The sequence below is a fragment of the Cognaticolwellia beringensis genome, from assembly GCF_002076895.1.
Lineage (GTDB): Bacteria > Pseudomonadota > Gammaproteobacteria > Enterobacterales > Alteromonadaceae > Cognaticolwellia > Cognaticolwellia beringensis.
Genome location: NZ_CP020465.1, coordinates 584318 through 598397, shown reverse-complemented (window position 1 = coordinate 598397; position 14080 = coordinate 584318). Strand labels below are relative to the sequence as shown.

Here is a 14080-nt window from a genome sequence, read left to right as displayed (position 1 = left end):
TAAATTAATGCCAAATACAGATATTTTACCAGCACTCAAAGTACCTAAAACTATGCGAGCCATTGTTTTACCCGAAGCTAACGAAGCAATTCGGTTAAATAATGCTGAGCTAAAAGTACCTGAATGCAGTGAAAACGAACTTTTAATAAAAGTAGAGTATGTTGGCCTAAATCCTCTAGATGCACAATATGCAAAAACCGGGTTTTGTCATTGGCAATATCCACATGTGCTTGGTTTAGACGCTGTTGGTATAGTCGTTAACGCGCCGAAAGGTATTTATCCCAATATCGGCGCACGTGTTATGTGGCATGCGAGTATGGGTGAACAAGGCGTACTCAGTGAATACGCCAAAGTCCCTAACTATGCCGTATCTGTTGTGCCAGAAAGTGTCAAACCAGAACAGGCAGCAGCACTACCTTGTGCTGGTATGACTGCATTGATTTCACTCGACAAATTACAAATTACGGAGGGTGATACTTTATTAATTGAAGCAGGTGCTGGCGCAGTAGGCCAAATTGCGATTCAATTTGCTAAACAACGTGGTGCCGATGTATTTACCACTGCAGCGAAACGAAATCATAAATTAGTCAAGTCTTTAGGGGCTGACACCGTCTTTGATTATCAAGATAAAAACCTTTGTCAGAAAATTCGCCGAGAACTGGGACCACAAGGTTTTGATGCGGTACTCGACTCCCTTGGTGGTGAAGTTACCGCCCGCAATATCGAACTCATGCGTTTTTGTGGTCGCATTGCTTGTTTAAAACCATTACCTGTATTTGAACAAGAATTACTGTTTAGAAAGGCACCTAACATTAGCATAGTATCGCTTGCTGGTGCATGGCTAGCCAATAGTTTATGTGCACAACAGCGAATGAGTTTTATGAGTAATTTACTGCTTGAAAGTGTCGCTAAAGATGAGTTAAAAGTACCGGAAATTGATCTCATCGAATTTAATGCAGAGCATATTTCTACAGCGCTGAAAACTCAGTTAGCCGGTGGTTTCACTGGCAAACAAGTGGTAAAAGTCAGCATAGACTAATCTATCAGGCGTTAGTTTTACAGGTAACCAAGGTCAGTCGACAGAACAACAATATCGTGAAGACCTGTCTGGAAAAGATCAAATACGAAGACTGCCACCTAAGCAGGAAAATTCGGTAAAACCTATTTACAGAGTTGAGCCAAAATATCCTGCTAAGGCTGCGGCAGAAAGTATTGAAGGTTCAGTAGTATTAAAGTTCGATATTGACCGCACTGGCATGGTGAAAAATGTTGAAGTGGTTAACGGCTCACCCGCCTACGTGTTCGATAAAGTCGCAAAAACTGCACTAGAGCAATGGCAATATGAGCCATCAAACTCGTATCACAAAAATAACCTCGTTCAATTAGATTTTGCCATGAATGAAAATTCAGCTAAGCGGGAAAGTTTAATTGAACAAGTTAAAGTGACAAAATAGGTAAACGCTGTTAACTGTCATAAAAAAGGCTGATAACGTCACTGTTATTAGCCTTACTTGTTGAACGATACATTCAACATTATTTCAGTAAAAAATTTAATGCATTATTTATGCTCCCAACGCCATGTTATCAATCATTACCGGCAGGGAGATATTATAAATAATGCACTATTATTGCTTCATCTCAGTAATTTCTGAGCACTAAAAAGTAAATGGATTAAAGGCTAAGCGATTTTCCTTGGATTACCTCTATGAAAAATAAAACATTTAAAATCGGTATCAAGCAGCGGTTTTGAAATATGGTATCCTTGACCTACATCGCAACCAATTTCTTTAAGCTTTTGATATTGTTCTACGGTTTCTATACCCTCTGCGGTAGTTTTTATCTTTAATGCTTTGGCTAGATTAACCACAGCATCTAATATCAAGACTTTATTATTCACTTCATTTAGATCATCAACGAAGCTTTTATCTATTTTCAAATAATCTAAAGAGAATTGATGTAAGTAACTTAACGACGAATAACCGGTACCAAAATCATCCAATGCGACTAGAATATTGAGACTTTTTAAAATCTCTAAATGCTTTTTCACTGCATCAACGTTTAAAATTAAGCTTTCTTCAGTAATTTCTACGCATAGGCGGCTGGTGATCTCTGCAGATTTCAGATGTTGCTCTTGTAAATAGGTAATAAATTCTTTTGACGCAAAACCGGCAGTTGAAACATTAACATTAAGCTTAAATTTATCAGGTAACCAATCAGTCCAAAGGTTTAAATTACTTATCGCCAACTTCAGCATATAAAGATCAAGTTGAACTATTTGTCCTGATTTCTCTAAAATAGGAATAAAAGTATCTGGCTGTAAAAGTCCTAATTTAGGATGTTGCCAACGGACTAAAACTTCCGCCCCCTCTACCTCGTCGCTATCAAAACCAATTAAAGGTTGATAACGGCCAATAAATTCTTGGTTCTTAATCGCATGTTCAAAGTCATATTCAAGCTTAATATTGGTTGATTTATTTGTCTCTTGTAGTGATTCAAAAAACACATACTGATTACGCCCTTTCAACTTGGCTTGATACATCGCATGATCGGCATCAATCAATAATTGCTCTGCATTTTCAGTGGAATTATTATAGGTTGCTATGCCGATACTAAGACTACTAGAAATATTCAAGCCATCAATATTGAATGCCTCAGCCATTGCGGCAATTAAACTTTCAGTTATGCGACAAATAGTATCATGATCAATTTTACCATCCAGTAATATAGCGAACTCATCACCACCTAGACGTGCCAATGTATCCGTATTTCTTAATGTGGATTTTATAGACTTTACAATCTCAATAAGAAGTTTATCGCCAACATGATGACCATAAGTATCGTTAACTTGTTTAAACCTGTCCACATCAATAAACAAAATCGCTATATTGTCCTGACGATTATTCTGACAATGTAAAAAAGCATGTTGGATCCTATCTTTAAAAAGTGATCGATTAGGCAGGTCGGTAAGTGGATCATGTAATGCTAAAAACTCAAGTTTCTGCTTAGCCTCCATTCTTTCTATCGCATCGTTAATATGCTTTGCGACAAATGATAGAAGTTGTTTATCTTTCTCTTGGAATAAAAAATCAGTGCTATAACTTTGTACAACTACAATACCTTTATTATCGCCCGAGCCAAAAGGTACGCCTAACCATGCTTTTGGAATGCTACCTAGAATATAAAGCTCTTTGTTATCCAACATTTTTTGAATATCTTTTTCATACAATAAAAAAGGCGTATCTTTTGACAAGGTATAACCAGTAATACTTAAATTTTCCGGATCAATCCTAACTTTTTCAAAGATTTCACCTAGATCAAACTCATCAACAGCATCTTGATCAAGTTCGTCAACCGCATAAGGAAATTCAATGGTTTCTCCATCGTCTTTAAGCAAGGCAACAAAAAAGTTTTTTGCAAAAGTAAGACGCCCAATACATTGATGCAAACTCCGATAAAACTCCCCCATAGTGTTGGTTTTAAAAGTCAGTTCGGCTATTTCGAATAAGGCATCTTGAATTTTATTGGCATATTCTAAATTTTCAATAATCTCAGCTAAACCATCTTCTCTAATGATATGAGATATTTTCATCGCCGCAATAGAAGCTAACGCGGTCAGTGTTTTTAGGTGATATTCAGTGTAAAAATCAACCTGAGCATGTTCAGTGTCTATTACGCCTAATAATTGATCTTTAAATAAAATAGGTACGGCTAATTCCGACAACGTTACTTCACCATCAGCAATATAGCTTTCAAATTCTCGAGTATCTCTAACTAATATGGGTTGCTTAGTCGCCGCAACCTTACCAATAACCCCTTGATTAAAAGGAATAACCATCAAGTTAGCCGAAGTATCATTTAGCTGGGTATTACGGGTGTTATCATTGTTAATGACTTTATTCTTTTTAAAGCCTGACATTCGACTTAGTGTTTTGCCGCCTTCGTCTAAGGTATAAATAACAGCATCGTCAAAGCCAAGCTTTTCGATAATATTTTGTGCTAAATATTGCCAGACTTCATTAGGCGTATTTAGTAACAAAATATCAGTCGCAAACTGATTAGTAATAGTTAAGCTTTTTATCGTTTGTGATTTAGAGAGTTCGGACAAATTATTATGCCTAAGTTATGTATACACTTACTTCGCTTTATCGATATTTACAAACTCAACGTGCGAATTATTATTTTTTTCAATTAGAGCAAATTTTTTATCTGGTGTCTATTTAACCACACATTAAAAATTTACAATATATTAACTTTTGTATTTTACGCTATGGCTATATTTTATATTTACAAACGACTATTAATTGTAAAAATATTTAACCAAAAAAAAAGGGAAGCAGAAGCTTCCCTTTTGTTCTTAAACATTGAATTAATTACTGCTCAACTTTACTCATATCACCAGCTTTAATGATGGCAAAAGCTTCAACAGATAAATACTTGCGCATTACTTTGTTGATGTCGTCAGCAGATAGTTTTTCAATTTTCTGCTCATACTTTTTAGCAAACTGCATGGTGCGATCTAAACGTAAATTAGAGTTTAAAGCGCCAGCTAATTCTCGGTCTTGCGAGCGACTAACTTTACGCCCTTGTAATAAACCAGACTTAGCAGCGGTTACTTCTTTGTCAGTAAAGCCGTCTTTTAATAAACGTGCAATTTCTTCTTTAAAGCCTAATTCAACTTTCGCTAAGTTTTGTGGCGCACAGATAGCATATGCACCTAATGAAGCTCGCTCGTCAAAATCACTGATATTGATAAATGACCCAGCACCATAGCTTAGACCGTCTTTTTGACGTAAGCGCATCGCTAAGCGGCTATTTAAGAAACCACCACCTAACATATAGTTACCAATAGTCAAAGCCGGTGCATCAACATGCTCTTGTCCAACAGGAAGACTTATTGAAGCGACAAAAGTGGCGTTTTCTTTATCTGGTGTATTAAAGTCCATCGCTGCGTTTGAAAGCTTTTTATACGGAGCATCAATACGATTATATGCATTTGAACTCTGCCAATTAGCCGTTACTTCATCTAATACTTTAGTAGATTCAACTTTATCAAAGTCACCAACAATGGTGATTTGCATGCTATTTGAACCATAAAAGTCGTCATGAAAACGTTTAATATCAGCTAAGGTTGTTGCATTTAATGCAGCTAAATCTTCCTCAAAAGTTCCTGTATAGTTAGGATGTCCTTTTGGAAATGGGCTTTGATGACGGCTGTAAGCGCGAAATGCAATCGCTTGTGGGTCTTGTAATTGCTGTTCAATGCCAACTTTCGCCTCGCTTTTGTATAACTCAAACTCTTTCTCATCAAAAGTAGGCTTTTGCAATACTTCAGCAACTAACTTTAAGGTATCGTTTAAGTTTTTACGAGTTGTATTAACCGTCACAAAAGCACTAGTGTTATCACCTCCAATACTGACTTGTGCTTCTAATTTATCAAATGCTTCTTTTAGCTGCTCACGTGAGTAATTTTCAGTACCACGCATTAACATAGCACCCGTTACATCGCCCACCATATTTAAGCCTTGCAGAGATAATAAATCCCCCATTTGCATAGACATACGAACAACAACTGATTCTCCACGTGTTTTCTTCGGCAATAACGCGACTTTAACACCGGTATCTAATTTACTGATACCAGCTCTCGCGTCGATATTGTCATGAGATGGGTCGAAAGCTTCACCTTGAGCAACTTGCTCACGGCCTTTATAACCCTTAACCATTGCTTTAACACTGTCCACTTGTGGAATTTCAGCACGCTCTGGTTTGTCGGCAGGAATAAACCTACCTAATGTTCTATTGTTACGTGTAATGTATTTCTTAGCCACACGATTCACGTCTTCAGCCGTCACTTGCTCAACACGGTCACGGTTTAAGAATACTAAACGCCAGTCGCCCATACCCAGCCATTCACTTAACTCCATGGCAGTGCGCTCTGATGAATTAAACGCTAGCTTAGTATTTTTTAACAACGTACGTTTAGCTTTTTCTACTTCTTCTGCTGTCACAGGTTTAGCGGCAACATTCTCTAAGGTATTAATTAATGCCGCTTCTGTTTTAGCTAAATCGCCTGTTTTATCGACTTCAGCCATAAAAATAGCGACACCCGGCTCCGCCCATTGGAAATTAAAACCAAAAGCAGTACTGGCAAGTTTATTTTCTACCAGTGCTTTATGTAAACGACCTGTTGCTTCAGCAGAAAGTATTTCTCTTAACACATCAATAGCAGAAAAATCTGGATGTGACCCTGCAGGTACGTGATAAATAGAGCCAATCATCTGGGCATCACCAACACGGCGAACCGTTACTTCACGCTCGCCATCTTGCGCGGGCTCAGCCGTATACAAGGGACTAATAACGCGCTCTGGCTTGTTTATTTGACCAAAAGTTGCGTTAATTTTTTTCAGCATCTCTTCAGAGTCAAACTTACCGGCTACCGTTAATGTTGCATTGTCTGGCTGATAATATTTACGATAGAACGCTTGTAAGCGATCAATTGGCACATTCTCTAGATCGGCACGAGAGCCAATCGTAGATTTGCCATAATTATGCCACTCATAAGAAGCAGCAAGCATGCGCTGTAATGTAATTCGAAACGGGTTATTTTCACCTCGTTCAAATTCATTACGGACAACCGTCATTTCACTATCAAGATCTTTTTTGGCAATGAATGAATTGACCATACGATCAGATTCCATGCTCAATGCCCAATCAATATTCTCTTCTGTGGCGGCAAAGGTTTCAAAGTAGTTAGTTCGGTCTGTCCATGTTGTACCGTTTGGACGAGCGCCATGTGAACTCAGCTCTGCTGGAATATCTTTATGCTTAGGCGTACCTTTAAACACTAAATGCTCAAGTAAATGCGCCATGCCTGTTTCACCATAATTTTCATGCTTTGAACCAACATGATAAGTGACATTCACCGTTACTGTCTCTTTGGTTTGATCAGGAAAGAGTAATACTTGTAAACCGTTATCTAAACGGTACTCACTTATCCCTTCTACTTCGGTAACTTTTTTTAATTCTTGTGTGAAGGCCACTGAACTTAATGACGTAATACTTAGTGTAGCAGCAATAGCAATTGTGCTTGGCTTGAACCATTTTCCTAGCATAAACTTTCCTTATTATTTGGTATTATTTTTATACTACCAGATTGTTAATTACTTGTTAAAGTATATCAATGGAATAGTTAATTACCATTAAAAAGGCAATTTTAGTCATCGGGCCTTACTTTTTAAAACGAGTAATTTATGCGGTTAAGTAACACTTAATCGCTAATAAAATATAAGCCTATCCTTAGACTATTTCATACCAATTTGATTCATTAAGTGATCTACTTTTTCATGAGGGAAAATGGATAATTACAAGGCATAAAATTTACTCAATAGTTATGCTACTTATAAATTAATTAACGCTGTCATTAGTAATTTTAACCATTAAAAATGAGCCGTTAATTAATCAACTTGGTATTAATAGCCATTAATTTTTCAAAAGCGCAAATACAACATGGTTTGTCAGCCGTTTTGATCAGAAACAAAAAAGGGTAATAACATCACTGTTATTACCCTTTAATTATATTTTATTAACTGAAATACTAGTGGTTTTCAGAAACCATATTAACAGTATATTTAGGAATTTCGACGACTAAGTCTTCATCGCCAACTAAAGCTTGGCAACTTAAGCGTGACTCAGGCTCTAATCCCCAAGCTTTATCAAGCATATCTTCTTCGAGTTCATCACCCTCTTCGATAGACTCGAAACCTTCGCGAATGATCATATGACAAGTAGTACAAGCGCAAACTTTTTCACACGCATGTTCAACGTTAATATCATTTCTAAGCGCTACATTTAACACGCTTTCACCTTTTTCGGCTTGTACTACTGCGCCGTCTGGGCAAAGTTCTTGATTGGGTAAAAATATAATCTGTGGCATTTAACTAAACCTCGTCTACTGAATGGCCAGAAAGTGCTGTTTTGATAGAAGAATCCATTCTACGTTCAGCAAATGTGGCAGTACTATTATTTAATTTCTCTATTGCCGCTTCAACTTCATCGGCATTACCTGTTTCGCTTATCTTTTTAAGTGCTGCAATAGCATTATTGATTGCACTACTCTCTGCGACATCTAATAAAGCACTATCAGCTAAAAGCGCTGCCTGAATCGACTCAATAACGCGTAAAGCTTCAACTTGCTGCTCTTTCAACATACGCACTTGCATATCTTGTTCAGCATTTTCCATAGAGTCTTTCAACATGTTCGTGATTTCATCAGCTTCTAAACCAAAACTTGGTTTAACAGTGATACTCGACTCTACACCGGTTGATTTTTCCATAGCCGATACTTCTAGCAAACCATCGGCATCTACTTTAAAAGTTACACGAATATGAGCAGCACCCGCGGTCATTGCTGGGATACCACGAAGCTCGAAACGTGCTAACGAACGACAATCGTCAACTAGCTCACGTTCGCCTTGAAGTACATGCACTGCCATTGCAGTTTGACCATCTTTAAAAGTGGTAAATTCTTGCGCTTTAGCGACTGGAATGGTGGTATTTCGCGTTATGACCTTTTCAACTAATCCGCCCATAGTTTCTAGGCCTAATGATAAAGGTATAACATCTAGCAACAGCATATCGCTATCTGGCTTATTGCCCGCTAATATATCCGCTTGAATAGCCGCACCTAAAGCAACCACTTTGTCAGGGTCAATTGAGGTTAAGGGTTGTTGTTTGAAAAAACTTTCTACTTCAGCACGCACTAATGGCACGCGTGTCGACCCGCCAACCATCACAACTTCAATCACATCATCAATAACCAGCTCTGCGTCTTTAACTGCACGACGGCATGCTCGCAATGTTTTCTTTACCAATGGTGCAATAAGTTGCTCAAACTCAACTCTTGTTAAACTACCTGTCCACGACTTATTTTCTGCAAGTGATAGCGTAACTTCAACATTATCGATGTTCGACAATTGCTCTTTGGCCAAACACGCTTGCTGGGTTAATTGTCGCTCCATTGACGTCGATAATGGACGCACTAAACCAGCTTTATTAATAAGATGTTCAACCAGAATGCCATCAAAATCGTCACCACCGAGTGCAGAGTCGCCACCGGTCGCTAGCACTTCAAATACACCTTTATTTAGACGTAATATTGAAATATCAAATGTGCCGCCGCCAAGATCATAAACAGCCACGACGCCTTCTTGTCCAGTATCCAAGCCATAAGCAACTGCAGCCGCTGTTGGCTCGTTCAGTAAACGAAGTACATTAACGCCAGCTAATTTAGCTGCGTCTTTTGTGCTATGACGTTGTGCATCATCAAAATAAGCAGGCACAGTAATGACCACACCGGTAAGCTCGCCGCCTAACGATGATTCAGCGCGTTGCACTAAACTTTTGAGTATTTCTGCCGACACTTGTACTGGGTTCACGTCACCAGTACGGGTAGCTATTGATGGATGATTTTCATCACCACAAAAAGCATAAGGAAGTGATGCATATTTTGTCGTAATATCGGCTTTAGAGCGACCAATTAGACGCTTTGCCGATACGATGGTATTTTCAGGATCACTCACAGCGAACGCTTTTGCGTCATGCCCAACTAGAATACCATTGCTTTGATAACTCACTACTGACGGTAAAATATCAAGACCATTAGTATCAACAATAGTTTCAGCTAAGCCACTTTTTACGCTAGCAATTAAAGAGTTGGTCGTACCGAGGTCAATACCTGCGGCTAGCCGATGCTCGTGAGGAACTGTACTTTGCCCAGGTTCAGCGATTTGTAATAATGCCATTGTAAAAGCTCGTTAGGTAATAGTTTTACGGATTTTTTATTAATAACTACATTGTTTTTAATAGAAAAGTACATGCAGTTATCAACGTCTTAATTTTCTAGCTTAGTTATCTAGCCTAGTCATCAAGTAAAAGCTCTTCGAGTTTATCGAGATCGACATGAAGCTTTTGATAAAATTTAAGTTTTCTTAAATTGTCACAAGCTAAGCTATTTGACTCGGCCGTGTTATCTGCCAATTGAGTTTGCAGTTGATTAAATAGCTGCTGGAATTCTGAATCAAACACTTTTGACGCCTCTGATACAGCGGCATCAACATCATCAGCATGTTTGACTTCATCTAGCATTTCTCGCAATTCCATTTGATGCATTAAAAAACTCACATCACCAAAAGATGACTGCTCGCTAGGCATATTAACGCCACGCAATTCTAATAGATATTGCGCGCGTTTTAGTGGTTTTTTTAGCGTTTGGTATGCATCATTAATCAGCGTAGATTTCTTCACGGCAAGCATTTGCTCTTGGCTTGAGCCATGAGCAAAGCGATCTGGATGTACTTTTTTTTGTAATGTTTGATAAAGTGTTGAAAGCTTAGCCAAGTCAATATCAAATTGAATGTCTAAGCCAAATAATTCAAAATAATTCACAACAACTCCAGTGAAGTCAACTGATCACTAAACATTAAAACTTTCACCACAGCCACATTCGCCTTTAGCGTTTGGGTTGGTGAATTTAAAGCCTTCGTTCAAACCTTCTTTGATAAAATCAAGTTCGATACCATCAAGATAAACCAAGCTTTTGCCATCAATAATAATATTACAATCATTGATAGAAAACAGGGTGTCGTCTTCATTTAGCTCATCTACAAATTCAAGTACATAAGCTAAACCAGAACAACCTGTTGTTTTAATACCTAATCGTAAACCAAGGCCCTTGCCTCGGTTTTCGATAAACGATTTTACCCTGTCAGAAGCGGCAGGTGTCATCGTTACACTCATAGTTAGTCTCCAGCTTAAGCTTTTTGCTTACTACGGTAATCTTCGATTGCCGCTTTAATTGCGTCTTCCGCTAGGATTGAACAGTGAATTTTCACTGGTGGTAAAGCAAGTTCTTCAGCGATAGCGGTGTTTTTAATTTCACCCGCTTCATCAATAGACTTACCTTTAACCCACTCAGTTACTAATGAACTTGAAGCAATGGCAGAGCCACAACCGTAAGTTTTAAATTTCGCATCTTCGATAATACCGTCAGCTGAAATTTTAAGTTGTAACTTCATTACGTCACCACATGCAGGTGCGCCAACCATACCAGTTGCAACTTGTGGATCGTTTTTATCTAAAGAACCAACGTTGCGTGGATTTTCATAATGATCAATTACTTTTTCGCTATAAGCCATAATATTTCTCCTAGTGCTCTAATGAGCAGCCCACTCTATTGAGTCTAAATCGATACCGTCTTTGAACATTTCCCAAAGCGGTGACATGTCACGTAAATGGCCAATTGCCTTTTTAATCAGGTCAATGGCGTAATCTATTTCTTCTTCTGTTGTAAAACGACCGAAGCTAAAACGAATTGAACTGTGCGCCATTTCATCATTTAGCCCTAACGCTCGAAGTACATATGACGGTTCTAAACTTGCAGAAGTACAGGCAGAACCTGAAGATACCGCTAAGTCTTTTAACGCCATAATTAACGATTCGCCTTCAACAAAGTTGAAGCTAACATTTAAGTTACCTGGGTAACGTTTGTCAGCGTCGCCGTTAATAAAAACTTGTTCCATATCGTTTAAACCAGCCCATAAACGATCACGCATTTTTGTTACGTGTGCTTCGTCTTGTGCTAGTTCTTCTTTGGCAATTCTAAATGCTTCGCCCATACCAACAATTTGGTGTGTTGCTAATGTGCCACTGCGCATACCACGCTCATGACCGCCACCGTGGATTTGTGACTCTAAACGCACACGAGGCTTACGAGAAACATAAAGTGCACCAATGCCTTTAGGACCATAAATTTTATGGGCAGAAAACGACATTAAATCAACTTTTAAATGCTGTAAATCGATGTTAATTTTACCAGCACTTTGCGCGGCATCAACATGGAATATAATTTTACGAGCACGACACATCTCGCCAATTTCAGCGATGTCTTGAATAACACCAATTTCATTATTCACGTGCATAATGCTGATTAACACAGTGTCTTCGCGGATCGCGTCATTTAATTTATTTAAATCAATTAAACCGTTTGACTCTGGGTCTAGGTAAGTGACTTCGAAACCTTGACGCTCTAATTCACGACACGTATCTAAAACAGCTTTATGTTCTGTTTTACAGGTAATAATGTGCTTACCTTTTTTGCTGTAAAACTTAGCTGCACCTTTAATGGCTAAGTTGTTTGACTCTGTAGCACCTGAGGTAATAACAATTTCACGTGGATCAGCATTAATCAAATCAGCAATTTGATTACGAGCGATATCAACCGCTTCTTCTGCTTGCCAGCCGAATTTGTGTGAACGTGATGCTGGGTTTCCGTAAAAACCATCAGTGGTCATGTATTGCATCATTTTTTCAGCTACACGCTTATCTACCGGTGTGGTCGCTGAATAATCAAAATAAATAGGAAGCTTCATTGATTAATATTCTCCAATTGTACTAGCCATTAATGCCAGTCATTCATAATATTGCGGGTGGTAATTAAGGTCTCTAACGAAGGTGATTTCCGAGCTTTCGCTGTGGCTTCATCTTGTCGTTGTGACACTATCTTTACATTTCGTTGCTCGACGAGCTCGGCAAGTGAAATGCTTTTTAAAAAATCTTCAATTCTATCGCTTAAATCAGTCCATAAATAATGCGTTAAGCATTGTTGACCGTCTTGACAGTTACCTGTACCACCACATTTAGTGGCATTGATACTTTCATCTACAGCGTTGATAACATCAGCCACTGTAATTTGCGCTGAACATTGGCCTAAACGATAGCCGCCGCCGGGGCCACGGACACTATTAACAAGTCCGTATTTTCTAAGCCGAGAAAACAGTTGCTCTAAGTATGATAAAGAGATGCCTTGGCGTTCAGAAATATCAGCCAATGGCACAGGACCTGTTACGGCATGTATAGCCACATCAAGCATCGCTGTTACTGCATATCGGCCTTTAGACGTCAATTTCATTTATTACCCCTATCAATTTGCTGCGCAATTTTACATATCCCTATAAAATAGTCAACTAAATACCCGAGTGATTTACTCAAGTATTCTACTCGGGTTAAATAATTAGTCAATCAAAAGGAATAAAATTAGGGGTTTTTATCATCCTAATATTTAAGTGTTCTGTGCATAAATAGTGCTTTCACAAGGAAAATATACTGACACTAGTCAAAATATATTTACCTTGCAAATAACAATATTTCGCTAAATTGTTGGGTCAAAAGATTCCGTAACACTTTCTCGACGCTTTGCTGCTGCTTTTTCATCTTCGTCAAACTCACCAACCCTTAATTCAGGTAATGCTTCTTGGCAAACTTCACCACCGAGTTGATTAACTTCTCGACATAAGTCAGAGACTTTATTGTCCATTAAATGCATATGATCAAGTAAACGACCGATAGCTTTAGCAACCGGATCAGGGTTATCGGTAGCAACAGCATAAGCATCAAAGCCATATTTTTTTGCTACTTTCTCACGTTTATCAGCGTCACCTTTATCCTTGCTTGAATTAACAATACGCGCTGGAATGCCCACCGCGGTTGCGTTTTCAGGTACATCTTTTACTACCACAGAGTTAGAGCCCACTTTTCCGTGTTTACCAATAGTAATTGGACCTAAAATTTTAGCGCCTGCACCAATAACAACATTATCCATTAAGGTCGGATGACGTTTACCCTCTTTCCAACTTGTGCCGCCTAACGTAACGCCTTGGTAGAGTGTTACGTCATCACCTATTTCTGCTGTGCCACCAATAACTACGCCCATACCATGGTCAATAAAAAATCGTCGACCAATCGTAGCACCCGGATGGATCTCAATGCCGGTTAACCAACGAGAAAAAGTCGACAACGAACGCGCTAACCATTTCCAATTATATTTCCACAAACGATGGCTTATGCGATGAAACCAGACAGCATGTAAACCGGGGTAATTTGTTAAAATTTCAAATACATTGCGTGCTGCAGGATCTCGGTCAAATACACTGTTTATATCTTCTTTCATGCGGTCAAACATACAACGTTCCTTAATTCTCTAGCCAAAAGCCATGGTGAATAACTTAATTAAATTTCCAACCAAAGCTAT

The 14080-nt window shown here is 38.6% G+C and carries 12 protein-coding genes; 2 read left to right on the top strand and 10 right to left on the bottom strand.

Annotated features, from left to right (window positions below; translation table 11 throughout):
• The first annotated feature begins 7 nt into the window (after positions 1 to 7).
• On the top strand, positions 8 to 1039 hold the full coding sequence (locus B5D82_RS02475; protein ID WP_081148945.1) for a zinc-binding dehydrogenase: 1032 nt from the start codon (positions 8 to 10) through the stop codon (positions 1037 to 1039).
• Between the two features lie 64 nt (positions 1040 to 1103).
• Positions 1104 to 1454: an energy transducer TonB gene (locus B5D82_RS02470; RefSeq protein WP_081148943.1), complete on the top strand. Its 351-nt coding sequence runs from the start codon at positions 1104 to 1106 to the stop codon at positions 1452 to 1454.
• 224 nt (positions 1455 to 1678) lie between these two features.
• Here B5D82_RS02470 and B5D82_RS02465 read toward each other — a convergent pair whose 3' ends face one another.
• From B5D82_RS02465 to cysE, 10 genes are all read right to left on the bottom strand, one after another.
• Positions 1679 to 4105 (bottom strand): sensor domain-containing diguanylate cyclase, encoded by a 2427-nt coding sequence (locus B5D82_RS02465; RefSeq protein ID WP_081148941.1) that lies wholly within the window; start codon positions 4103 to 4105, stop codon positions 1679 to 1681.
• A gap of 265 nt (positions 4106 to 4370) precedes the next feature.
• Positions 4371 to 7109 carry a M16 family metallopeptidase gene (locus tag B5D82_RS02460; RefSeq protein ID WP_081148940.1) on the bottom strand — a complete coding sequence of 913 codons (2739 nt, stop codon included), beginning with the start codon at positions 7107 to 7109 and terminating at the stop codon, positions 4371 to 4373.
• A gap of 482 nt (positions 7110 to 7591) precedes the next feature.
• Positions 7592 to 7930, bottom strand: a complete 339-nt coding sequence (gene fdx, locus B5D82_RS02455; RefSeq protein WP_081148938.1) for an ISC system 2Fe-2S type ferredoxin — start codon at positions 7928 to 7930, stop codon at positions 7592 to 7594.
• Positions 7931 to 7934: 4 nt separating this feature from the next.
• Positions 7935 to 9797 carry a Fe-S protein assembly chaperone HscA gene (hscA, locus tag B5D82_RS02450; protein WP_081148937.1) on the bottom strand — a complete coding sequence of 621 codons (1863 nt, stop codon included), beginning with the start codon at positions 9795 to 9797 and terminating at the stop codon, positions 7935 to 7937.
• A gap of 115 nt (positions 9798 to 9912) precedes the next feature.
• Positions 9913 to 10440, bottom strand: coding sequence for a co-chaperone HscB (hscB, locus tag B5D82_RS02445; protein ID WP_081148936.1), 528 nt, complete (start codon positions 10438 to 10440; stop codon positions 9913 to 9915).
• Between the two features lie 27 nt (positions 10441 to 10467).
• Positions 10468 to 10791, bottom strand: a complete 324-nt coding sequence (gene iscA / locus B5D82_RS02440; protein ID WP_081148935.1) for an iron-sulfur cluster assembly protein IscA — start codon at positions 10789 to 10791, stop codon at positions 10468 to 10470.
• A 14-nt stretch (positions 10792 to 10805) separates the two neighbouring features.
• On the bottom strand, positions 10806 to 11189 hold the full coding sequence (gene iscU, locus B5D82_RS02435; RefSeq protein WP_081148934.1) for a Fe-S cluster assembly scaffold IscU: 384 nt from the start codon (positions 11187 to 11189) through the stop codon (positions 10806 to 10808).
• 18 nt (positions 11190 to 11207) lie between these two features.
• Complete coding sequence (locus B5D82_RS02430; protein ID WP_081148932.1) at positions 11208 to 12422, bottom strand: IscS subfamily cysteine desulfurase; 1215 nt, start codon at positions 12420 to 12422, stop codon at positions 11208 to 11210.
• Positions 12423 to 12451: 29 nt separating this feature from the next.
• Positions 12452 to 12961 carry a Fe-S cluster assembly transcriptional regulator IscR gene (iscR, locus tag B5D82_RS02425; RefSeq protein WP_081148931.1) on the bottom strand — a complete coding sequence of 170 codons (510 nt, stop codon included), beginning with the start codon at positions 12959 to 12961 and terminating at the stop codon, positions 12452 to 12454.
• A gap of 240 nt (positions 12962 to 13201) precedes the next feature.
• The gene (gene cysE, locus B5D82_RS02420; RefSeq protein ID WP_081148926.1) at positions 13202 to 14011 is read right to left on the bottom strand and encodes a serine O-acetyltransferase; all 810 of its coding nucleotides are present in this window, start codon (positions 14009 to 14011) and stop codon (positions 13202 to 13204) included.
• Positions 14012 to 14080: the final 69 nt, after the last annotated feature.

Excerpts from the sequence above, each read along its gene's own strand:
- cysE (WP_081148926.1), bottom strand. The coding sequence starts at position 14,011 with ATGTTTGACCGCATGAAAGAAGATATAAACAGTGTATTTGACCGAGAT.
- iscR (WP_081148931.1), bottom strand. The coding sequence starts at position 12,961 with ATGAAATTGACGTCTAAAGGCCGATATGCAGTAACAGCGATGCTTGAT.
- B5D82_RS02430 (WP_081148932.1), bottom strand. The coding sequence starts at position 12,422 with ATGAAGCTTCCTATTTATTTTGATTATTCAGCGACCACACCGGTAGAT.
- iscA (WP_081148935.1), bottom strand. The coding sequence starts at position 10,791 with ATGAGTGTAACGATGACACCTGCCGCTTCTGACAGGGTAAAATCGTTT.
- B5D82_RS02475 (WP_081148945.1), top strand. The coding sequence starts at position 8 with ATGCCAAATACAGATATTTTACCAGCACTCAAAGTACCTAAAACTATG.
- iscU (WP_081148934.1), bottom strand. The coding sequence starts at position 11,189 with ATGGCTTATAGCGAAAAAGTAATTGATCATTATGAAAATCCACGCAAC.
- fdx (WP_081148938.1), bottom strand. The coding sequence starts at position 7,930 with ATGCCACAGATTATATTTTTACCCAATCAAGAACTTTGCCCAGACGGC.
- hscA (WP_081148937.1), bottom strand. The coding sequence starts at position 9,797 with ATGGCATTATTACAAATCGCTGAACCTGGGCAAAGTACAGTTCCTCAC.
- B5D82_RS02460 (WP_081148940.1), bottom strand. The coding sequence starts at position 7,109 with ATGCTAGGAAAATGGTTCAAGCCAAGCACAATTGCTATTGCTGCTACA.